The organism is Chitinophaga sp. OAE865 (genome assembly GCF_040546735.1).
Lineage (GTDB): Bacteria > Bacteroidota > Bacteroidia > Chitinophagales > Chitinophagaceae > Chitinophaga > Chitinophaga polysaccharea_A.
Genome location: NZ_JBEPOF010000001.1, coordinates 3177470 through 3198645 on the forward strand (window position 1 = coordinate 3177470; position 21176 = coordinate 3198645).

At 48.2% G+C, this 21176-nt stretch carries 21 protein-coding genes; 14 read left to right on the plus strand and 7 right to left on the minus strand.

The window, feature by feature from the left end; genetic code table 11:
• Positions 1-2: 2 nt before the first annotated feature.
• The 3 genes from ABIE50_RS12950 to ABIE50_RS12960 are packed head-to-tail and all read left to right on the plus strand — an operon-like array spanning position 3 to position 3047.
• Positions 3-1094, plus strand: coding sequence for an efflux RND transporter periplasmic adaptor subunit (locus ABIE50_RS12950; RefSeq protein ID WP_209860970.1), 1092 nt, complete (start codon positions 3-5; stop codon positions 1092-1094).
• 3 nt (positions 1095-1097) lie between these two features.
• Positions 1098-2360 (plus strand): ABC transporter permease, encoded by a 1263-nt coding sequence (locus tag ABIE50_RS12955; RefSeq protein ID WP_209860968.1) that lies wholly within the window; start codon positions 1098-1100, stop codon positions 2358-2360.
• Positions 2361-2363: 3 nt separating this feature from the next.
• Positions 2364-3047: an ABC transporter ATP-binding protein gene (locus tag ABIE50_RS12960; RefSeq protein WP_209860966.1), complete on the plus strand. Its 684-nt coding sequence runs from the start codon at positions 2364-2366 to the stop codon at positions 3045-3047.
• A gap of 12 nt (positions 3048-3059) precedes the next feature.
• Here the strand turns inward: ABIE50_RS12960 and ABIE50_RS12965 are convergent, their stop codons facing one another.
• From ABIE50_RS12965 to ABIE50_RS12975, 3 genes are all read right to left on the minus strand, one after another.
• A complete protein-coding gene (locus ABIE50_RS12965) occupies positions 3060-3794 on the minus strand; it encodes an SDR family NAD(P)-dependent oxidoreductase (protein ID WP_209860964.1) in 735 nt (244 codons plus the stop codon).
• A gap of 73 nt (positions 3795-3867) precedes the next feature.
• The gene (locus ABIE50_RS12970) at positions 3868-4005 is read right to left on the minus strand and encodes a carboxymuconolactone decarboxylase family protein (protein ID WP_209860962.1); all 138 of its coding nucleotides are present in this window, start codon (positions 4003-4005) and stop codon (positions 3868-3870) included.
• Positions 4006-4025: 20 nt separating this feature from the next.
• Positions 4026-4166 (minus strand): hypothetical protein, encoded by a 141-nt coding sequence (locus ABIE50_RS12975; RefSeq protein ID WP_209860960.1) that lies wholly within the window; start codon positions 4164-4166, stop codon positions 4026-4028.
• A gap of 250 nt (positions 4167-4416) precedes the next feature.
• Here ABIE50_RS12975 and ABIE50_RS12980 point away from each other — a divergent pair, with 250 nt between their 5' ends.
• The 3 genes from ABIE50_RS12980 to ABIE50_RS12990 all read left to right on the plus strand — a co-directional run bounded on the left by ABIE50_RS12980 (position 4417) and on the right by ABIE50_RS12990 (position 8619).
• Positions 4417-5670 carry an alpha/beta hydrolase family protein gene (locus ABIE50_RS12980; protein ID WP_209860958.1) on the plus strand — a complete coding sequence of 418 codons (1254 nt, stop codon included), beginning with the start codon at positions 4417-4419 and terminating at the stop codon, positions 5668-5670.
• A gap of 81 nt (positions 5671-5751) precedes the next feature.
• The gene (locus ABIE50_RS12985; protein WP_209860956.1) at positions 5752-7557 is read left to right on the plus strand and encodes a serine hydrolase; all 1806 of its coding nucleotides are present in this window, start codon (positions 5752-5754) and stop codon (positions 7555-7557) included.
• A 321-nt stretch (positions 7558-7878) separates the two neighbouring features.
• Positions 7879-8619 carry a LuxR C-terminal-related transcriptional regulator gene (locus ABIE50_RS12990; protein WP_209860954.1) on the plus strand — a complete coding sequence of 247 codons (741 nt, stop codon included), beginning with the start codon at positions 7879-7881 and terminating at the stop codon, positions 8617-8619.
• Here ABIE50_RS12990 and ABIE50_RS12995 read toward each other — a convergent pair.
• The gene (locus ABIE50_RS12995) at positions 8585-9670 is read right to left on the minus strand and encodes an ATP-binding protein (protein ID WP_209860952.1); all 1086 of its coding nucleotides are present in this window, start codon (positions 9668-9670) and stop codon (positions 8585-8587) included. The two genes, ABIE50_RS12990 and ABIE50_RS12995, sit on opposite strands and share 35 nt — an antisense overlap.
• Positions 9671-9791: 121 nt before the next feature.
• Here ABIE50_RS12995 and ABIE50_RS13000 point away from each other — a divergent pair, with 121 nt between their 5' ends.
• Both ABIE50_RS13000 and ABIE50_RS13005 read left to right on the plus strand, forming a co-directional pair.
• Complete coding sequence (locus tag ABIE50_RS13000) at positions 9792-10727, plus strand: glycoside hydrolase family 43 protein (protein ID WP_209860950.1); 936 nt, start codon at positions 9792-9794, stop codon at positions 10725-10727.
• 140 nt (positions 10728-10867) lie between these two features.
• Complete coding sequence (locus tag ABIE50_RS13005; RefSeq protein ID WP_209860948.1) at positions 10868-11704, plus strand: NmrA family NAD(P)-binding protein; 837 nt, start codon at positions 10868-10870, stop codon at positions 11702-11704.
• A gap of 41 nt (positions 11705-11745) precedes the next feature.
• Here the strand turns inward: ABIE50_RS13005 and ABIE50_RS13010 are convergent, their stop codons facing one another.
• A complete protein-coding gene (locus ABIE50_RS13010; RefSeq protein WP_209860946.1) occupies positions 11746-12189 on the minus strand; it encodes a hypothetical protein in 444 nt (147 codons plus the stop codon).
• A gap of 237 nt (positions 12190-12426) precedes the next feature.
• Here ABIE50_RS13010 and ABIE50_RS13015 point away from each other — a divergent pair, with 237 nt between their 5' ends.
• The 6 genes from ABIE50_RS13015 to ABIE50_RS13040 all read left to right on the plus strand — a co-directional run bounded on the left by ABIE50_RS13015 (position 12427) and on the right by ABIE50_RS13040 (position 19902).
• Positions 12427-12609, plus strand: coding sequence for a DUF3606 domain-containing protein (locus tag ABIE50_RS13015; RefSeq protein ID WP_209860944.1), 183 nt, complete (start codon positions 12427-12429; stop codon positions 12607-12609).
• A 12-nt stretch (positions 12610-12621) separates the two neighbouring features.
• Positions 12622-13023, plus strand: coding sequence for a tetratricopeptide repeat protein (locus tag ABIE50_RS13020; protein ID WP_209860942.1), 402 nt, complete (start codon positions 12622-12624; stop codon positions 13021-13023).
• Between the two features lie 262 nt (positions 13024-13285).
• Entirely contained in the window at positions 13286-13666 is a 381-nt protein-coding gene (locus ABIE50_RS13025) for a hypothetical protein (protein ID WP_209860940.1), read from the plus strand.
• A 165-nt stretch (positions 13667-13831) separates the two neighbouring features.
• The gene (locus tag ABIE50_RS13030; protein WP_209860938.1) at positions 13832-18196 is read left to right on the plus strand and encodes a CusA/CzcA family heavy metal efflux RND transporter; all 4365 of its coding nucleotides are present in this window, start codon (positions 13832-13834) and stop codon (positions 18194-18196) included.
• 4 nt (positions 18197-18200) lie between these two features.
• Positions 18201-19343 carry an efflux RND transporter periplasmic adaptor subunit gene (locus ABIE50_RS13035; RefSeq protein WP_209860936.1) on the plus strand — a complete coding sequence of 381 codons (1143 nt, stop codon included), beginning with the start codon at positions 18201-18203 and terminating at the stop codon, positions 19341-19343.
• Between the two features lie 31 nt (positions 19344-19374).
• Positions 19375-19902: a DinB family protein gene (locus ABIE50_RS13040; protein ID WP_142682809.1), complete on the plus strand. Its 528-nt coding sequence runs from the start codon at positions 19375-19377 to the stop codon at positions 19900-19902.
• Positions 19903-19915: 13 nt separating this feature from the next.
• On the opposite strand, the gene ABIE50_RS13045 is transcribed toward ABIE50_RS13040, so the two are convergent.
• A complete protein-coding gene (locus ABIE50_RS13045) occupies positions 19916-20281 on the minus strand; it encodes a cupin domain-containing protein (RefSeq protein WP_354027995.1) in 366 nt (121 codons plus the stop codon).
• Positions 20282-20360: 79 nt separating this feature from the next.
• The gene (locus ABIE50_RS13050; RefSeq protein ID WP_209860931.1) at positions 20361-21149 is read right to left on the minus strand and encodes a helix-turn-helix domain-containing protein; all 789 of its coding nucleotides are present in this window, start codon (positions 21147-21149) and stop codon (positions 20361-20363) included.
• Positions 21150-21176: the final 27 nt, after the last annotated feature.

A 21176-nucleotide genomic window follows, 5' to 3' on the forward strand; every position in this document is an offset into this window, starting at 1 on the left:
ACATGAGAAAGCTTTTATTAATAGTAGTAACAGCCATCCTGGTAACTGCCTGTAAACAAAAAACACCTGTTTACACTGTACAGCGCCGCGCCCTTAATGAAGCGGTGTATGCTTCAGGAGAAATTATGCCCGCGACTTACTATTTCCTGAAATCCAACAGCACCGACCTGCTTTTGCAGCTAAAAGTAAAGGAAGGAGATACCGTTACCCGCAACCAGGTACTGGCGGTATTGGGAACACCCAGTGAACAAACACAGGCAGATATCCTCCGGCGCCAGGTAGCATTGGCTGGCCATAATGTCAATGATGGCTCTGCTCCGCTCAGTGAGTTGCAGGAAAAGATTGAACAGGCAAAACAACAGTATGAAGCGGATGAAATAAACGCTGCGCGGTATACGGACCTCGCAAAAGACAAAGCTGTTTCGGAAAAAGAAGCGGAGCAGGCAAGGTTGCAGGCCGCGGGTAGTTTGCGTACCTACAAGGCATTACAGCAGCAGTATCTCTCACAAAAAAATACGCTGACAGATAAGCTCCTGCAAACCCGTGAACAACTGGCGGCCAATAACCAGGTAAGAGAAGGAAAAGTGCTGAAAAGCCCCGTGGATGGAAGTGTGTTTAAAATATATTTGAAAGAAGGAGAACTTGTGCCTCTCAACAGCCCAGTGCTGATGATAGGTCTGCCCGGTACATTCAAACTGGAACTGCTGGTGGATGAAAGGGATATTACCAAAATTAAAACAGGCCAGAAAGTATATTTTGAAACAGATGTATATGCAGGCAAACAATTTGCCGCCACTATCAATAAAATCATTCCCGTGTTGCAAAAAGAAAGCAGGAGCTTCCAGGTGGAAGCCGCTGTGCTTGACAGTAGCACCTTCTATCCCCAATCATCAGTAGAAGCAAATATTATTATCCGTGAAAATGTTCCCGCATTAATGATCCCCGCAAATTACCTGCTGAAAGGTGACAGCGTATACCTTCAGCAGGGAAAGGAATTAAGGAAGGTCCATATCGGCACTCATACGAAAAGCGGCGATTGGGTGGAAGTAACAAGCGGACTGCAACCAGGGGATATCATCGCAAAAAAGGAATAAGCCATGAAAGTATTTACCAACATGCAACTGGCCGCATCCATTGCATTTACGCATATGCGCACAAGGCTGAAACAAACCGTTGTGGCCACCGCCGGCGTTGCTTTCGGGATCACCGTTTTTGTGTTCATGGTAAGTTTTATCAAAGGCTCCAATGAATTTATCAGGAACATCGCCTTTGAGCAATCGCCGCACCTGCGCCTGTATAATGAAGTACAGGCTACGCCAGGCACTATCCTCGACAAAGTACAAACGCAGGCGGTAAACATAGTGGATCATGTAGAGCCCAAAGATGTTCTCCTGAGTTTGAAAGATGGAAAGCAGATTGTTCAAACCCTGCAGCACGATCACCGGGTGAGCGCCGTTTCAGGATCTGTCAATGCACAGGTATTTTACCGGCTGGGATCCAGCGCTATCAATGGGATCGTCAACGGGATTGATTTTGAAGCGGAGAATTCCCTGTTTAATCTCCAGGCAAAATTGATAGATGGAAGTTTCCAGGAACTAAGCACTATGCCCAACAGTCTTGTTATGGGCGCGGGGCTGGCAAAAAGGCTTAACCTGAAAACCGGCGACCGGCTTACACTCACTACCGAGAAAGGAAATACATTTTATGTAACGGTAGTGGGGATCTTTAAAACAGGCATGACAGACATCGACAAGCAGCAGAGTTATGCCGGTCTTAATACTGTACAACGTTTCCTCGGTGTGCCCGCCGCATATATCACGGATATCAAGGTCAAGCTGCACGATATGGAGCTGGCGCCTGCGTTTTCAAAAGAGCTGCAGGCGAAGTACGGTTTCCACGGGTCGGACTGGAAACAGGATAACTCCACTATCCTTGAAGGCGATGTGATCCGCAATATGATCGTATATGGGGTAGCCGTTACCATATTGCTGGTAGCAGGATTCGGGATCTTTAATATCCTTACCATGATGATCTATGAAAAGATGAAGGATATTGCCATCCTGAAGGCAATGGGTTTTTCTGATGCAGACATCCGGTGGATCTTCCTGGTACAGGCGCTGACGATCGGTGTTACCGGTGCATTGCTGGGGCTTTTGTTTGGTTTTCTTTGCTCTTATGGCATTTCAAAGATGCCCTACAAAAGCGATGTGATGATCACCCTGGATCATTTACCGGTGAGTTTTGCCCCGGTATATTATATCACCGGTTTTACGTTCGGCATTATTACTACTGCCCTGGCTGGCTATCTGCCATCGCGAAAGGCATCCCGTGTGGATCCGATCACTATTTTAAGAGGATAAACCATGAACCTGATCTCCGTAAGAAATGTAAATAAATATTTCCTGCAGCCTTCAAAGATGCAGGTGCTGAATAATGTGAGCTTTGATATAGAAAAAGGAAAATTCGTTGCTATTACCGGTAAATCAGGGAGCGGAAAATCTACCTTGCTCTACCTGCTGTCTACCATGGACACTGCCTTTGAAGGCAGTATCCGTATTAATGAAGAAGAGATGCAGGGAAAAGGTAATTCCTGGCTGGCCGCCTTCAGGAACCATCATATTGGCTTCGTATTCCAGTTCCATTATCTTTTACCTGAATTTACGGTGTTAAGAAATGTGATGCTCCCTGCGCTTAAACTCGGGGAATACAGTTCCGCAGAAACAGAGCACCGTGCCATGGAGCTGCTTAAATTACTGGGGGTAGATAACCAGGCAAATAAACGGGCCTCCCTGCTTTCGGGCGGCCAGCAGCAACGGGTAGCTATTGCGCGGGCATTGATCAATGACCCGCTGATTATTATGGGAGATGAACCTACCGGTAATCTCGACAGCTATAATTCAGCAGTGGTGTTTGATCTCTTTAAAAAATTATCGTCAGAAAAAGGACAAACGATATTAATGGTTACCCATGATGAAGATATTGCCAGGAGGTCAGATCATACCATTCATCTTACAGATGGTAAAATAGATGAAGAAACCGGTGTATAAATACCGGCTGGTTCAGGGCAGCTTCGCCACCAGTTTTTCCGGCAGATGCTTCAGTATAAAATAAATGATCTTCCATTTGCTCCCGGGCACTATTGCAAAGCCGCTGCCGGCATTCACTATTTTACGGGCAATAAAGGCCGGCTCCATTAACAGGTATTCCGGGAGATCCAGTCCTGCAGTCATTTTGCTTCGGATATATCCTGATATAATTACATTTACAATAATTTTCCGGGTGAAGAGATACTGGCGTAACCCCGCCAGGTATTGGGTAAATGCCGATTTGGTGCTCCCGTACACAAAATTGCTTTTGCGGCCGCGCACACCGGAAAGCGACGACAGGCCAATGATGCGTTCCAGATGCGTGTTTGCTGTATCTGTGGCAATGATATTAAGGATGGATACAGCGCCGGCATAGAGCACATTTATCATCCGGTAACTGCCATCCCAGTTTGCCAGTGCCTGTTCATTGGTTACCTGGAAGCCTGCTGCGTATACCACGATATGCGGATTGGAGGGCAGTGCTGCATAAAATGCCGGATGATCGCTGAATGCAGTGGCGTCAAAGTAACAGATGGATAGCTGATGTGCAGCGGCATTCCGGGCTTTCATAAACGCCGCGATTTCTTCCGTGCTGCGGGAGGCAGCAATAACATGGTAGCCCTTCTCCAGGTATAGTAATATCGCTTCTTTGGCTACATCAGAATTAGCGCCGAGTACAAGCACTGTTTTAATGGCATAATTACTCATAGGCCGTAAAAATAGTCATTGTCCGGCGATTGGGCGCATGGCGGGGGAAATAACTCCCCCGCGTATTCCTCCTTCAGGATTTTCTTTTACTGATATCGCACAGCATATCGGAGTGAATATTCAAACCGATGTTGGTAATATTGTAAAGATGTTCGCTGGCCACCAGCCAAACGATTTCACAGATCTGCCGGTCTGAGTAGTATTCCGCCATACGGTTAAAAGTGGCGGGGCTTATGTTAAAGCCACCGGTAGCCGGACGGAATGTACTTTCAGCGGAGTCAATACTTTACCGAACTGCCGGCGTGTAAGAAAATAAACCAGTTTCATTACCAGGCTCCTGGGCTGGTCGATAGGAGGAAGGAAAGTATCCATTGTTATCGTGTTTTATGTGTTAACAGGTTGTTTATACCTTAATAAAGATCGGGGCCTTCAAAATTGGACAAAAGGGAGAAGAAATATTTTCCGGCAGGATTTTATGAAAATTAACCGCCTGTTAATTGATCTGTTAAGAAATCCGTTAATACATCCCGCTTTTCTTTGCAATACAGTAGCGGGCATTTTGCTAGTGTTGCTTGTTATTACCTGCCAGGTAAATGATTGCGCCAACGTTTATTTAAAATATATGATCAGATTAAGAATGACCCGTTTGCTTTTAATTGTTTTCCTGTTGCTCCGTTGTTTGCCGGAGGGCAGGGCGCAGGATCAGCCGGCCGATCCTTTTACGGCTTACCTCAGCAGCATCCCGGCAATTGTTAGTACCATCAGTGTGGAAAATTCCGGATCAGGCGCTACTGCAATCACCACGAAGAAATTCACTTTCAGTTCGCGCAATGGTGTTAACATCGTGTTTGGTATTATGTGTTATCCACAGCGGGAGGGCACTTATCCGGGCATCCTGATGCTGCATGGAGGAGGAAGCAATGCGGAAGGCATGCTTGGATATGCGCAATCCTTTGCTGCGCGGGGATATGTTACGCTTACCATTGATCAGCCCGGGATTTGCGGAACAGGGAAAACGCCTTATTCATCAGGCCCCTGGAAAGGGAAACCGGCAGGCGAAGCGCCTCGGTTTGCAGTAACCCCCACACCTGCTGCTAGTACACTGGCAGATGCAGGCATTGCCAACCTGCAGGCATTCAACCTGCTTCGCTCACAGCCCAATGTGAGCCCCGCCCGGATGGGTATCATGGGGTCATCGTGGGGCGGCTATGGCACTACGCTTTTGTGTGGGCTGCTGGGTGATAAGGTAACAGCTGCCTATTCGCATTTCGGATGCGGTTACTATGATAAGGGTTCTTTCTGGGCTAATATTATACAACGGTTAAGTATGCACGACCGTGAAGTATGGCTGGCAACATTTGATGCTGGCCGCCGCGCGGGTAATATGCGCGCAGCCTATTTTATAGAATCACCGTCCAACGATACCTATTTCTGGCCGGAAGCCGTGCGTGCCACCATCGAAGCATCGGGCAGCCCGGTAAAGAACCTGGTGATCACGCCTAACCTGAATCATGTGATTGCGGCCAACAGTGACCTTATGAAAAACAGCTACTTCGATTATTACCTGAAAAACACCGGCAGCCCGTTTGGTAAAATTACCATCAGCAATGTGGCCGCACAGGCAGATGGCAGTATGAGGGTAACCATGCACGTTAGTTTGCCGGAAGGGATCAATGTGGCTGCCGTTAAACTGTACTACAGTGAACCGGCGGTCAGCTGGCAGGTACGGAACTGGACAGAAGCAAATGCTGTTGCAGCGGGAAACAATACTTTCACCGCCCTGATACCGGCAGCAGCAGCGGTCCGTAACCCCGACTTTTATGCCTGCATGACGGATTCACGTACCATTACTGTATCCGGTTACATGCGAAAATAACAACACTTTAAAGATGGCCTGGAGGAGGGTTTGCTTAATCCGGTTATTTACTGTAATCTTATATAGTAATACATTAACCCGATGATGGTACCTATAATAAACAGGTGGATCTCCAGCCTGTGTTGTTTAACTATGGCAGCAGTGGCTACTGCCCAAACTCCCGTTAAAAATAACAGACTCGAAAAGATAGATGCAGCGTTAGCCGGTATTTTGCAGGAAGCAAATGGGGCTGGCTTTGCGGTGGCAGTGGTGGAAAAAGGCCAGGTGATATTTTCAAAGGGCTTCGGTTACCGGGATGTAGCCCGTAAATTACCCGCTACAGCACATACCCGGTTTGCTATCGGCTCCTGTACCAAGGCTTTTACCAGTGCCTTGCTGGGCGGGTTACGTAAGGAAGGAAAGGTAGATTTTGATAAGCCGGCTACCATTTACCTGCCGGCGCTGGATTTTTCAGATCCTTATCTTAACACCCAGATAACCCTGCGTGATATGATGTGCCACCGGACAGGGTTCTCCCGTTACGACCTGTCCTGGTATCTTTTTGAAACCGATTCAAGGGACTCGCTGCTGAAACGGATACATTTTATGAAGCCCAATGCGCCGTTGCGGGCACGCTGGCAATACAATAACTTTATGTTTATGGTACAGGGCATGGTGGCGGAAAAGTTAACCGGGCAGTCGTGGGAACAGAATATCACCAACCGCTTCTTTCAACCGCTGGGTATGAGCGAATCATCCATTGGCGCTGTTTCCCTGGCAGCTTCGGAAGAAGCGTCGCGGGGGTACGAGCTAACCGATAAAAATGAGATCAAAGAAAAGAAGTATCACGCCATTATTGCTATGGGGCCTGCCGGCGCTATCAACAGCACGGTAACGGATATGTCTAAATGGCTCATTACCTGGATCAATGGAGGAAAGTATAACGGGAAAGAAATCATTCCTGCAGACTATCTGAAAGAAGCAATTTCTCCCCAGATGGTCATCCCCGGAGGACTGCCAGACAAGAAAACCCCGTATGTACAGTTTGCCGATTATGGTCTTGGCTGGATGTTGCTTTCCTACCGGGGGCACTACCGGGTGGAGCATGGCGGGAATATAGACGGATTTACTGCGCTAACTACCTTTTATCCGACAGACAGTATCGGTATCGTGGTGCTGAGCAACCAGAATAATTCCGCTATACCGACGAAGGTCACCAACCTGATCACCGACCGGTTGCTGGGTATTGCCGGAGAGGCGAAGCCAAAAGAAAAGCAACATAAAGGGGAGGAGGGACCAAAGCCCTTTACAGATTCTTCTTTCAGTCCACACCCGGCTACACATCCGTTAACAGCATTTGCGGGAGTGTTTAAGAATAATGCCTACGGGGATTTTAATATTTCTGTTAAGAAAGATTCCCTGTTTGCCACATTCCCTGAAATAACCTGGTACCTGAACCATGAGGACTATAACATCTTCTCTCCCTATGATGCTGCGGATACTGTGATCGATGTAAAGTATAAGTCGAATATGCGGATACAGTTCCTGATGAATAACAGCGGGGAGATTGACCGGTTAAGTTTTAATTATGACGGCGACCCGGTTATATTTGAGCGTGTTTCCCGGCCGGTAGTACTGCCTCCTGCTTCGCTGGAGCAGTTTAAGGGTATTTATAAGATTGGGTCTGTGTCGGTAACGATCAGACTTTCGGATGCCAAAGCGCTGATAATGGAAGTACCAGGCCAGCCGGTGTACACGCTGGAAGCTACAGACAACACCACTTTCCGGATACTGGAACTTAAAGACTTCAGGGTGAGGTTTATAAAGGATGATAAAGACAAGGTGGTGGCATTAATTTCCATGCAGCCGAATGGCTCTTTCCGCGCAGAAAGGGAAGCCGGTAAATAAAAGAAAAACCGGTGCAGTTCTGTATTACTGCACCGGTTTTGGGGAACATTGTATTTATTGAATGGGGCCGGGTTATGAAACAACGGCGTTAAGACACACTTTTAAATTTAACATTGGGGTGTTACTGGGGATACCACTGCCATACAGATCGTTGCCAGATCTGCATTTGAGGGGATCTCCGGATAAAAGGCCATTAGCTGTTATTCCTGTTAATCCATAAAGGATTGTATTACAGGCACAAAAGTATAACGCAGAAGAAGGAGAATCAACTGCGAAAATTCGCAGGTTAAGCTATTCTTTATTATTTTTACCATCAAAAAGATGCATCCTGATAAGTTGGCGTTTGGAAGCTATTCGAAAGCATTTATTACAGATGTACCGGCTGATCTTACCAGCCCGGAAGCATTACATTATAAAAATACGGTCCGCCGGTTTGCGGATGAAGCCATCTATATATATTCTTTTAAGGAGAACAGGATGCTGTATGCCGACGGTTGGGAAGACCTGCTGGGTTATGCAGACAATGAGATCAGCATGCTCACCATTGTAAATATTACCGCGCCTGAATATGCTCCTTTCTCCAATGAACTGAACGACAAGGCCCTGATGTTCCTTCATAACAAATATATAGGGGACGAACCATACAGCTTTACCATAGAACTGAAAAAGATCCATAAGAATGGTACTCCTGTGCCCCTCATTTCCAAAGTAGGTGTATTTACAACCGAGCAGGGTAAGGTGACCAGTATTATAGGCCACTCCCAGAAAAATGAGAGCATCAAATTCGGCAATGTAATGCGTTATGCGGCATACGGACCGGAGAAATCCGAGTTCGAAGAAGAGCTGAACAAGCAGCTGTTCCGCTATTATGCCATTTCTGAGAAAGAGAAAGACGCTCTTTCCCTGGTGGCTGAAGGCTATTCTTTTAAGGAAATTGCGGCAAGGTTTGGCGTATCACAGTCTGCCATTGAAAAAAGGATCTTACCGATGTATAAGCGTTTCAATGTAAAAAGCCTGACCCACCTGATCAGCTTTGCATTTGCAAACCATATTCTGCCTTAGCCGGTTTTTTCTTCGGCGCATATCTTTCCAGGTTAAGGAAAAGCATTTTTTCCCTTTCTACTCCTATACTGTGCAGCATATTCTGCCAGGTGGCAGATAGTTTCCGGTCCTCATCATCATTGCCCAGCACCCATATTACGTTGGTGTCTTTCAGTGCGGTCCTGTTAATATCGTTGGTGGATGAGCCATCCACGAAACTGAGGAACCTCTCTGAAGTGATAAGGTCTTCCTTAACAGGATCGCCGGGGTTAATATCGTCTATTACCAGGATCGATGCCTTTCTCCAGGTCCACAGCACATCAGCCGTGGTGTCGTCGTCCTGTTCATAAAACATGCAGTACAGCTTCATGGCGGAAGTGTAAACGGCGGAGTAGTGGCGGATAGACAGCTCCGTGGCAATAGCCACACTCAGGCTGGTTTTGCCGCTGTTCTTGGGGCCAAACAGGAACAGGTGCATGCCCTGTGTATTACTGTCGAGGAACCGCCTGATCAGGTTTATATCTTCCGGGGCAATTTGTTCGGTGCTCCACTGGCTAAGCCGGAACTGGAATGGATAGCCCGGCGTTTGCAGGTACATTTTGGTAAGATACCAGTAATAGGTAGGATACACCAGCAGCACACCGGTTACCACTACCACCACCCTGGCAGTTGTGGTATCTTTGCAAAGCAGGGAGCAGAAAAATGCGCCGAGCCAGAAGAACAGCAGATCTGTGACGGTATCAAAAGCCACGTTGCCCCATGCCGGCTGGAATACATATGATTTTACACCCCCTTTTTTCCCGATGGTCAGTGGCCACAGGAAGTTAATGGCCTCAAAAACCAGCCACAGCGCGCTGATGCACCAGGCTGCAGTAAGTGCGGCGCGGACTTCATCCATATGATTCTTCAGTACCAGGTATACAATGAAAGCAGGAATAAATCCGAGTGAAAAGTGACCAAACTGGTTTGCCAGCCATGTATAGGTAAGCGTAACTCCGCGGTAAGAATCCTTACCTCCGAGGTCCGCCTTTAGCTGACGGAACATGTTTCCGCGGGTAATAGTTTTCTTCATGAGCAGTTGGGATAGCAGCGGTTGGATAAATTGAGGGTAAATATAGGAAGTTGACAGAAATAATATATGCTGTTCTTAAAAAAATGCTCCCTGAGCGTATATTTAAGGATATTCGTCCTTTATGAAGAAAATACTCGTTTTTATTTTTTTATCAGCACTCCTGTCAAGTGCAACCGCGCAGGATGCGGTTTATTTATTTGCTTATTTTAAAGATAACGGCCAGGATGGCCTGCACCTGGCGTATAGCCGGGACGGTTATAAATGGCAGGCGCTGAACAACGACCATTCCCTGCTCACCCCTACCGCCGGGGGAGACAAGCTGATGAGGGACCCTTGCATCATCCGCGGGGCAGATGGCCTCTTTCATATGGTATGGACGGTTAGCTGGAAGGAGAAAGGAATAGGCTATGCCTCATCGCCCGATCTACTGCACTGGTCCGTCCAAAAGGAAATTCCCGTAATGGCGCATGAACCCGGGGCACTGAACTGCTGGGCGCCGGAAATCACTTATGATGCCCGTCGCAGGGAATATATGATCTATTGGGCCACCACTATTCCGGGCCGGTTTACCGCCGGCGACACTACCGGCGATGGTAACTATAATCACCGGCTGTATTACGTCACCACGAAAGATTTTCAGCACTTCAGCCCCGCAAAATTGTTGTACGACCAGGGCTTCAATGTTATCGACGCCAGTATAGTTCCGGATAAAGGCCGGTTTATAATGTTCCTGAAAGACGAAACAAAAATGCCTCCGCAGAAAAATATCCGTATTGCCATAAGCAAAACCCTGACCGGTGGCTATGGTAAGCCTTCCCCGCCCATCACGGGCCAATACTGGGCGGAAGGGCCCACCGCACTGCATACCGCCGGTAAATGGATCGTGTATTTTGATAAGTATACCCAACACCGTTATGGTGCTGTAGAATCCACCGATATGAAAACATGGAGGGATGTGTCGGATCAGTTATCCATGCCGGAAGGAATACGGCATGGTACTGTGCTGGCTATTACCGGTAAAGAACTTGAGCGGTTGATGAATGCTAATAACAGGTAATGGTTGCTGCGTTAGCAGTGAGGGGTATTATCAGTGCCCATATTTATTTATTTGCTGCCGGCCCCCGGAAAAAATATCCCGGTGTCGGTTTTGTTCTATTTTCCCGGAGCCCGGCATAGTAGTTTTGAGAAAAAAAGATCATGACAACAGCAAATACCACAAAACAGACCGTACTCGTATTGGGCGGCACCGGTAAAACCGGCAGCAGGGTAGCAGCGCAACTTACAGAAATGGGCTGGCCTGTTCGTATAGGATCACGTTCTGCTGATCCTTCTTTTGCCTGGGAAGATCAATCTACCTGGAAACCGGCCCTGCGAGGTGTACACGCTGTGTATCTCAGCTATCACCCCGATCTGGCCATACCCGGTGCCACGGAAACTATCCGTGCCTTTACTGATGCGGCTGTGAGCAGTGGTGTACAGAAAATAGTATTACTGTCTGGCCGGGGAGAAAAAGAAGCGCAGGCATGCGAGCAGATCATTATGAACAGTGGCATCAGCTGGACAGTAGTGCGGTGCGCCTGGTTCAGCCAGAACTTCAGTGAAGGATACCTGCTGGAGCCGCTGCAGGCCGGCCATGTGGCCCTTCCTGCCGGAAACGTGGCAGAGCCCTTTATTGATGTGGATGATATTGCGGACGTAGCAGTGGCTGCGCTTACAGACGACCGCCATAACGGCGAGCTGTACGAGCTCACCGGCCCCCGGTTGATGACCTTTGAAGCAGCTGTACAGGAAATAGCCAAAGCGGCAGGCAAGCCTATCCGGTATGAAGCCATTTCAACAGACGCCTATAAGGCCATGCTCGTTGAATATAATATCCCCGACGATTTCATTTGGCTGGTTACCTACCTGTTTACTGAAGTACTGGATGGCCGTAATGCCCATCTCAGTGATGGAGTGCAACGTGCATTAGGCCGCGCTCCACGGGATTTTTCCGAATATGCCCGGAAAACAGCCGCTACCGGCGTCTGGAACTAATAAAAAAACAGCGCTGTATTATTCCATACAGCGCTGTTTTTCTATAAACGATAAATGATCATCACTCCCAGGCTGAATAAAACATGGCTCAGGCCCACAGCTGTTACGTACGACACCACCGGAACTGCCGGAGGATTTGGATGAAGCCGGATAAATGCCAGCCACCACCCCATGGCAAAAATGCCGGTTAATAAACCAAGTATAATAGTATAACGAATGGTCAGATCTCCTACACCTGCTTTCCACAGGTAAAAATAGATAAACGCGAAAAATACCCCGATAAGATAATGCAGCATAATACCGGTAACAAGATCAGCCGGTTTATGTGTGAGGCCGCCACCAGCCCTGGTATGATTGGTAACCATGGTCGCAAGTACGCCAACCACCTTGTAATTTTTTCCAGTAATTGCTGTAAGAAGATATAAGGCCCCTGTCATCAGCAGAGTTCCGGATATGCCTGCCGCGATCGCTTTCAGATAAAACATAAGATACGGGTTAGTATATCAATGCCTATCAAATAATAATCCGTTTAGCAATACCACCCTCTGGCTTGCCTTTCTGCCCGGCAGCGATGTACAGGCGCTACATTTTGAGGCGCTGTTTCTCCAATACTGTACATGGTCCCGCTGCAATTACAGCATCACGGCTATCATCCGGCAGGGCATGTAATTTGTGACGCTGGGAGATAGAACAATTTCATCTTTCACTTAAATTTCATTGTTATGGCAGATGATAAAAAAAATGTGGGAAAACAGGATGATATCCGTGTAGACAGCCAGGATCCGTCTGAGGTAGAATACCTGCATCAGCAGTTTCCGGCTAAAACCCACCAGGAAATTAAAGACGCCATTAAAAAGGCTGGCCCTATGCGACAGGATATTATCAACTTCCTGCAGGGTCATTAATGAGAACGGCTCATGGCAGAGAAGACTTCACATAAAAGCTTACTGGAGCAGGCCAGGCAACTGGAGTCGGAGGATGATTTTACTGGCGCCATTGCAAAATATAACGAGGCCCTTTCCAACGATCCGCTCACTATTGCTGCTTACAACCGGTTGATGATCATTTACCGTAAACAAAAGGCGTATAAAAAAGAACTGGATACTATCAACAAAGGGATAAAGTCGCTGGAAGATCATGCGCATCAAACCCGGGCCACCTGGATGAAAGCGCACAGGAAGGCCGCGAAGTTAAGCCAGGCGCTGGCAAAAAGCCTGGGGCAGATAGACGCCAAAGGTAAAATGACCAGCGAGGACCCGGTGATCACCGGCTGGAAGCGCAGGAAAGCGATTGTTTTAAAACGAATGAAGACCCCATGAGTGGATGCCGTATAAAAAGCGTCTTACAGTAATGATGCTGTGAGACGCTTTACATTTTATATTCTTTTTACTGAAGAATTTCTTCCCGGTGCTGTTAGCTGGCAGCGGGCGCCGGATGGCATTGGCTGCTTCAATGGAGCGGTTGGCTTCAATAACCGTTAAAACGCTTACAGAACATGGAGTAAAGGTGATCCTTGCTGAATAACCGGCATAAAGAAAATGGAAGATGACCGGTTCTCGCTTTTTTTTATAACTTTACCGCGTGAGAAAAGCAGTAGCTATATTTCTAATGGCCCTCTACCTGCTGGGCACTACCGAAGCAGGGCAGGTGTTAAAACTGCCACTGCTGGTGGAGCATTATATCAAGCACAAAGGGGAAAGCCCCGGCACTACCATTTTCTCATTCTTTAAAATGCATTATGTAGATCCACAGCCCTACGATGCAGACTATCAGCAGGACATGGAGCTGCCGTTTAAAACCTGCCTGTATTTTTTTACACTTACACCTCCCAGCATATTACCTGTTTTACCGCAACTATCGTTTAAAGTGCCCGCCGAGGCGCCTGTAATGCGGGAGCTAATGAATGACGAAATACCACCCTATCTTCCTTTACACAGCATTTTCCAGCCTCCCCGTGTATAAGGGTGAACATTGTCTTTTCAGCTGGAAAAGATAAAATCCGCGTACATATTTTTATTTCTGAATCACTGTGATGCTGCACATGGTTGCTGCTGCCGTTCACCATACGGCGCAGGCTATCCCTGTGGGCAGCTACGCTGTTGTATTCATGTAGCCCAACAGATAATCATGTTAAATAAGATCATTCATTTTTCCGTCAGGAACAAACTGATCATTCTCCTCTTTGTACTGGCGTTGATCGGCTGGGGCAGTTATTCCGTAACACAGCTGCCTGTTGATGCAGTTCCTGACATCACCAATAACCAGGTGCTGGTGATCACTTCAGCGCCTAGTCTTGGTGCGCCCGATGTGGAGCGGTTCATTACCGTACCCATAGAACAGGCCACCCGTAATGTGCCCGGAATTATTGAGCAACGGAGCTTTTCACGCTTCGGGCTTAGCCTTGTTACCATTGTGTTCAACGATCATACAGATGTATACTGGGCCCGGCAGCAGATCAGTGAACGACTGGGCCAGGTGCGGCCACAAATTCCCCCGGGAATGGGAGATCCGCAGCTGGGGCCTGTTACCACAGGCCTGGGTGAAATATTCCAGTACGTGGTGAAACCCAGGCCGGGCTACGAAGGTAAATACGATCTCACCGCCCTGCGCGATATACAGGACTGGATTGTAAGGCGACAGCTGCTGAGTGTGGAAGGCGTAGCTGATGTGAGCAGCTTTGGCGGTATGGTAAAACAATATGAAGTAGCCATTGACCCTGATAAACTGAGAAGCTTTGGGCTAACGGTAACGGACGTATTTAAATGCCTGCAGGACAATAACCAGAATACCGGCGGCGCCTATATTGAGAAAGGCCCTAACGTGGTTTTTATCCGTAGTGAAGGGCTGGCCAAAAATATGGCAGACATCAGCAACATCGTGGTGAAACAGGTAAGCGGCGGCGTGCCGCTGCTGATAAGGGATGTAGCCACCGTAAAGCAGGGGCATGCCGTAAGGTACGGAGCCACGGTATATAATGATGAGGGCGAAGTAGCCGGCGCAGTGGTGATGATGCTGAAAGGAGAAAACAGCGCCGCCGTAATAAAAGGGATTAAAAACAGGGTGAAGGAAATAGAAAAAACATTGCCGGAAGGTGTGATGATCGATCCCTTCCTGGACCGTACCAAAATGGTAGATAATGCTATTTCCACTGTAGAGCGCAACCTGCTGGAAGGTGCGCTGATAGTGGTATTTGTGCTGGTGATATTTATGGGCAATATCAGGGCAGGCCTGATAGTGGCTTCCGTGATCCCGCTGGCCATGTTATTTGCCATTATCATGATGAACCTGTTTGGCGTAAGCGGGAATCTGATGAGCCTCGGCGCCCTGGATTTTGGCCTGCTGGTAGATGGGGCCGTGATCATTATTGAAGCGGTGATGCATAAGCTTACCAAAGGCGCTGCCTTGAGGGGAACAGCCATGATGACGCAGGAGCAGATGGACAGCGAAGTAGAGACATCTGCGAAAACGATGATGAACAGTGCAGCTTTCGGGCAGATCATCATCCTGATCGTTTATCTCCCTATCCTTTCCCTGCAGGGCATCGAAGGAAAGATGTTCCGGCCTATGGCACAAACGGTATCTTTCGCTATCATCGGTGCATTTATCTTATCACTTACTTATGTGCCGATGATGGGCGCCTTGGTGCTGAATAAAAAGTTAAGTCATAAAGATAGTTTCGCTGATAAGATGATGCGCTCCGTACAGCGGTTTTATGATCCTTTGCTGAAGAAAGCTTTGCGCACGCCCCGCATGGTGGTAGCAATGGCTTTTGTACTATTTGCCGCTGCCATCCCGGTGCTGATGTCGCTGGGCGGTGAATTTATTCCGCAGCTGGAGGAGGGGGATTTTGCAGTAGATACCCGGCTGCTTACAGGTTCTTCTTTAACAACTACCATCAGCACCACGCAACAATCTGCCAGGGTTTTGCTGGATAAATTCCCGGAGGTAGAGAAAGTGGTGACCAAAATAGGCTCCGGTGAAATTCCTACGGATCCTATGCCCATGGAAGCTGCCGATATGATGGTGATACTGAAGCCTAAAAAAGAATGGACCAGCGCATCTTCCTTCCCGGAGCTGGCAGGCAAAATGAGCGCCGCACTGGAGGAGGTACCGGGTATTGCCACCGGCTTCCAGTTCCCTGTGCAGATGCGGTTCAATGAGCTGATGACAGGCGCAAGACAGGATGTGGTGTGCAAGATCTTTGGCGACGACCTGGATACCTTGTCGGCATACGCCGATAAGCTGGGTAAAGTAATCCAATCCATTAACGGCGCTACGGACCTTTACACTGAAACGGTAACCGGTATACCGCAACTGGTGGTTACCTATAACCGCGAAGCCATTGCCCGTTCCGGCGCTTCCATCAACGATATCAACAACACGCTGCAGGCTGCCTATGCGGGCGCAGTAGCCGGACTGGTGTTTGAAGCGGATAAACGGTACGATCTCGTGATCCGTATGGATGAACGGCAACGCCGCGACATCAATGAAATTTCCAACCTGCAGATAGGGCTTCCGGGCGGGCAACAGGTGCCCCTTCATATGCTGGCCACCATTGAGCTGCAGGATGGCCCTTACCAGATCCAGCGGGAAGATGCCCGGAGACGTATCACGGTAGGGTTTAACGTAAGGGGAAGGGATGTTCAGAGCATTGTGCAGGAGCTGCAGCATAAAGTAGGCAGCCGTGTGAAGTTCCCTTCCGGTTATTACGTCACTTATGGAGGGCAGTACGAGAACCTGCAACATGCTACCCGGCGCCTGGGCATCGCTTTGCCGGTGGCCCTGCTCCTGATTTTCCTGTTGTTGTTTTTCGCTTTCCACAACCTGAAGTACTGTGTGCTTATCTTCTCCGCTATTCCCTTATCCGCTATAGGAGGAATATTGGCGATCTGGCTGAGAGGAATGCCTTTCAGTATTTCTGCCGGTGTAGGTTTTATTGCGCTCTTTGGCGTAGCCGTATTAAACGGGATTGTGTTAATAGGAGAAATGAATCAATTGAAAAAAGACGGTATGACGGATACAATGCAGATCATTTTAAGGGCCACGCATGACCGGCTCCGGCCCGTGCTGATGACCGCCACTGTAGCCTCGCTGGGCTTCCTGCCCATGGCGCTGAGCCAGGGCGCCGGAGCAGAAGTGCAACGGCCGCTGGCCACTGTAGTGATAGGCGGGCTTATTACTGCTACCATGCTTACCCTGTTGGTGTTGCCCTGCCTGTATTACCTGGCGGAAAAGGGCTGGAAACGGCCAACAATAAAACCGGTGACGGTATTATTATTGCTGCTGGCCTGCCCCGGTATGCTCAGGGCGCAGGAAGCCAAACCGCTTTCCCTGCAGCAGGCGCTTCATATAGCAACGGAACAGAACCGGCAGATTGCGCTGGGCCGTTTACAGGAATCTTACTACGAAGCATTGCGGCATTCATCTGTAGATCCTGCCAGGACTACAGTTACAGGTGAACTGGGAAATATTAACAGCATTTCCTTTGATAATAAGTTTACCATCTCTCAGGGATTTTCCCTTCCCGCCCTTTACAAAAAACAGAAGAACGTTTTTGAACAGGAATGGCTGGCGGCAAAATGGCAAACTACTTTACAGAAAGCGGAGATTATCCGTCTGGTGAAACAGGCCTACCTGCAGTTACAGTATCTCAACAGCAGGCGCCTACTATTGGAAAAAATGGACAGCACCTATTCGCGGTACACGAAGGTAGCCGCCCTGCGTTTTGAAAAGGGAGAAACCAACCTGCTCGAAAAAACAGCACTGGAGAACCAGGCCAACCAGCTGAAGATGCTGCTCCGGATGACCAATGCCGATGAGAAGGTAGCCGGTGTTCAACTGGCTGCATTATTGAATGAGCGCGGTGTTATAACGGCTACGGATACACTGAGCGCCAATGTGGTGCTCTATGATACCACGTTGCTGGCACAGCATCCTGTATTGCAGCTTTACCAGCAGCAGGAGCGCATTGCGGCGGGGAATACCCGCCTTGAAAAAGCAAAGCTGCTGCCCGACTGGAACCTGGGTTATTCCAATCAATCGCTTATCGGCTGGCAGATGGACAAGCAGCAGGTGGATCATTATTATGGACCCGGCTCCCGCTTTTCTACGGTGCAGGTAGGCGTAGGTATCCCCATTTTTGCCAGGGCGCAGCATGCAAAAGTAAAAGCGGCTGCCCGTATGGAAGATATTGCGGCGCTGTCGCTGGAAGTAGCGGCTACAAAGCTATGGGCGCAGCTGCAGCAAAACCACAGCGAATACCTGAAGTACCAGCAGGCGGTCGATTACTACGCCGGCAGCGCGTTGCCGCAGGCAGATGTTATGATAAGGACTGCTAATCTTACCTATAAGAACGGAGAAATTGGTTATATAGAATGGGGTACGCTGATAAATAATGCTGTTACCCTGCAGAGCGAATACCTTGACGCAGTGAAGGAACTGAACCTGCGCAAAATTGAACTTGAATATTTATTGTCATCCAATCAAAATTAGTGGCATGAAAAGGTTATTGATATATAGTTTAGTAATGGTGGCAGGGATGTCCTGCAAACCAAAAGCAGAAACGCCGGGAGAGCCGAAGACGGGGACGGAGGCAACGGGGCAGAATATAGTGAGGCTCGACAGCCTGCAAAAGAAAAATGCAGGCATTGCAACAGCTACTGCCCGGGAAGGTACCACCCATGCTACTGTGCGTGCCAGCGGCTCGGTGGATGTGCCTCCTCAAAGCCTGATCTCCGTGAGCTTCCCCCTGGGAGGCTACCTGAAAAGCACGTCGCTGCTGCCGGGCTCACCGGTGTCGAAAGGCCAGGTGATTGCAGTGATGGAAGACCCGGCTTATGTACAGCTGCAGCAGGATTACCTGACGGCAAAGGCCAGGATGCAATACCTGGCAACGGATATGCAGCGGCAAAAAGAACTGAGCGAGGCAGATGCCACCAGTAAAAAGAGTTACCAGTTATCGCTCAGTGAATACAACACGCAGGAGGTACTGATACAATCCCTGGCTGCAAAACTGCGTATCATTCATATTAATCCTGATAAGCTCAGTCCCGGCACTATCTCCGGTATTGTGCCCATTTATGCGCCTATCAATGGTTATGTGAGCAAGGTGAATGTGAACATCGGTAAGTATGTGAATCCGGCCGATGTATTATTTGAACTGGTGAACCCCGACGATATTCATGCTGCCATCACCGTATTTGAAAAAAATATCAATTCCTTTCATAAAGGGATGCATGGTAAGGTAAGCCTGGTAGATAAGCCCGACGAATGGTACGATGTGGAAACCATACTGGTAACCCGTAATGTGGATGAAAACCGCAGTGGCGTGCTACATTGTCATTTTGAGAAACAGATGCTGCACCTGTTGCCGGGCATGTTCCTGAATGCTGTGTTTGAGCTGGATAACAAGCCCGCTGCCATTGTACCGGAAGACGCGCTGGTGCGTTACAACGGGAAGGAATATGTATTTACCACCACCGATGAAAACAGCTTTCACCTGGTGCAGGTAACAGCCGGCGACAGGGAGAATGGTAATGTAGCGCTGATGCCGGACAGTGTCAACTGGCTGAAAACAAAGATCGTTGTAAAGGGCGCATATGCCCTGCTGGGAAAATTGAAGAACAAAATGGAAGATTAGTGATAACTTAGACCAGACCATCTCTGTAAAAATGGAAACAAATAAAGCAGCTGTTTTACTGGAGCAATTCAATAAAACCATTGATATATGGATCAATCACCTCAATGACTATACGTTGGATATGCTGCGCCGTAAACCCGGTGAAAATTCCTGGTCGCTGGGACAGGTATACCTGCACATTATAGAAGACACCGCCTGGTTTGTGGAACAAATGCATACTTGCCTGCTGCTCAGCAATGCCAACAGTGAAAAGGAAATGCATGAGGATGCCAAAGCGATATTCGCCAATAATGCGTTTCCTGATGCATTGATGGAGAATCCTTCCAATGACCCGGATTCAAGACAGCCAAAGGATAAGGAAGAACTATTACAGGGCCTCACAGATATAAAAGAGGAGGTGAATGCACTGTATTCGGTGGACCATCCACAGGCGGACGGAAAGACCGAGCATCCGGGATTGCATTTTTTTAATTTGCTGGAATGGCTTCAGTTTGCAGAGATGCATATGAGGCATCATTTGCGCCAGAAGCAGCGGATCGATGAGAAACTGTTCAGGTAAAACGGCGAAGTATTTATGCTTCACCCGCCAGGATCTCCACTTCTTCCGGGATAACAAAAAACAGCACGCATCCCGTTTGGCTGGTAACAGAGTGCCGGAATCCGGGCGGCGTGTAGAGGTAGTCGCCCTCCCGCAGGGTGGCATGTTCCAGTACAGCGTCGCCGCTTAGCACAAAGATCTCTTCGCCCCCGGGATGGTTATGATAAGGGTAATGGGCGCCGGGCTCAAATTTGAGCAGGATGGTTTTGGAGCGCCCGGAGACTTCATCATACCGGAGCGATTTTACAAATATGCCTTTATAGTGGATGTTTTTTTCCACGAGGGGCTGCCATTCAGCCTGGTTGCTTCTGGTGATGTAGTGATTGATATCTGTATTCATAACTTTGTATTTATTTATACAAAGATGGGTTTTATAACGGGCCCTGGGAATAGACAATCCTGCAAAAAACATGTAATATTTACAGGGAGCCTTGTTCTTTATACAGTTTTGGGGAGATCCCTGTTTGTTTTTTGAAGAAATTGGAAAAATAGAAGGGGTCGTTGAAACCGAGCTTATATGCCACTTCTTTTACTGTAAGATCGCCATAGGTAAGCAGCCGCTTTGCCTCAGCAGTAACAAGACCGTAGATCACGTTCTGGGCAGTTTTCCCCGCATGAAGCTTTGCCTGCTCATTGAGCTTTGCTTCCGTAGTGCCCAGTAGGGCGGCGAATTGTGCAAGGCTATAATTATGCTCAAAATTATTTCTCACTGCCTCCAGGAATTTCAGGAACAATGCTTCCGGTTTCCAGATCTCATCACCGCGTTTCACCTTTGACCGGTTGATGGATACCAGTATTAATGCCACACGGCTATGCACGGATATAAGGTACTGGTAAGGCTGCTCCGTTAATTCATTCCTGATCAGCGCCAATTGCTCCTCTATGATATCCTTATCCACAGGAATTACCTCGTTCATGGCGAAGTGACAGAAAAGCCCGTTGTGAAAGATCAGCTCTATATCGTTATCATCTTTACAGAAAAAATCCAGTGTAAATTCAAGTATGTATCCCCTGGCTTCAGATCCCGGTACTATATGATGGATCTGGCCGGAGGTAATGGTGATCACATCGCCGGGATGGAGCACAAAAGGAGTATGATCTACCTGTACATCCAGTTTCCCGGCAGCACAATATACCAGCACATATTTCATGATGCGTTGGGGGCTGGCGGGAAGCTTGGCTGGGTTAAGGTTTTTTATTTCAATCATTTGCCTGGTTGTGTAGCTGAAGGTAAG

Coding starts and splice junctions, on each gene's coding strand:
- ABIE50_RS12950 (WP_209860970.1), top strand. CDS start 3: ATGAGAAAGCTTTTATTAATAGTAGTAACAGCCATCCTGGTAACTGCC.
- ABIE50_RS12955 (WP_209860968.1), top strand. CDS start 1,098: ATGAAAGTATTTACCAACATGCAACTGGCCGCATCCATTGCATTTACG.
- ABIE50_RS12960 (WP_209860966.1), top strand. CDS start 2,364: ATGAACCTGATCTCCGTAAGAAATGTAAATAAATATTTCCTGCAGCCT.
- ABIE50_RS12965 (WP_209860964.1), bottom strand. CDS start 3,794: ATGAGTAATTATGCCATTAAAACAGTGCTTGTACTCGGCGCTAATTCT.
- ABIE50_RS12970 (WP_209860962.1), bottom strand. CDS start 4,005: ATGGCGGAATACTACTCAGACCGGCAGATCTGTGAAATCGTTTGGCTG.
- ABIE50_RS12975 (WP_209860960.1), bottom strand. CDS start 4,166: ATGGATACTTTCCTTCCTCCTATCGACCAGCCCAGGAGCCTGGTAATG.
- ABIE50_RS12980 (WP_209860958.1), top strand. CDS start 4,417: ATGATCAGATTAAGAATGACCCGTTTGCTTTTAATTGTTTTCCTGTTG.
- ABIE50_RS12985 (WP_209860956.1), top strand. CDS start 5,752: ATGATGGTACCTATAATAAACAGGTGGATCTCCAGCCTGTGTTGTTTA.
- ABIE50_RS12990 (WP_209860954.1), top strand. CDS start 7,879: ATGCATCCTGATAAGTTGGCGTTTGGAAGCTATTCGAAAGCATTTATT.
- ABIE50_RS12995 (WP_209860952.1), bottom strand. CDS start 9,670: ATGAAGAAAACTATTACCCGCGGAAACATGTTCCGTCAGCTAAAGGCG.
- ABIE50_RS13000 (WP_209860950.1), top strand. CDS start 9,792: ATGAAGAAAATACTCGTTTTTATTTTTTTATCAGCACTCCTGTCAAGT.
- ABIE50_RS13005 (WP_209860948.1), top strand. CDS start 10,868: ATGACAACAGCAAATACCACAAAACAGACCGTACTCGTATTGGGCGGC.
- ABIE50_RS13010 (WP_209860946.1), bottom strand. CDS start 12,189: ATGTTTTATCTGAAAGCGATCGCGGCAGGCATATCCGGAACTCTGCTG.
- ABIE50_RS13015 (WP_209860944.1), top strand. CDS start 12,427: ATGGCAGATGATAAAAAAAATGTGGGAAAACAGGATGATATCCGTGTA.
- ABIE50_RS13020 (WP_209860942.1), top strand. CDS start 12,622: ATGGCAGAGAAGACTTCACATAAAAGCTTACTGGAGCAGGCCAGGCAA.
- ABIE50_RS13030 (WP_209860938.1), top strand. CDS start 13,832: ATGTTAAATAAGATCATTCATTTTTCCGTCAGGAACAAACTGATCATT.
- ABIE50_RS13035 (WP_209860936.1), top strand. CDS start 18,201: ATGAAAAGGTTATTGATATATAGTTTAGTAATGGTGGCAGGGATGTCC.
- ABIE50_RS13040 (WP_142682809.1), top strand. CDS start 19,375: ATGGAAACAAATAAAGCAGCTGTTTTACTGGAGCAATTCAATAAAACC.
- ABIE50_RS13045 (WP_354027995.1), bottom strand. CDS start 20,281: ATGAATACAGATATCAATCACTACATCACCAGAAGCAACCAGGCTGAA.
- ABIE50_RS13050 (WP_209860931.1), bottom strand. CDS start 21,149: ATGATTGAAATAAAAAACCTTAACCCAGCCAAGCTTCCCGCCAGCCCC.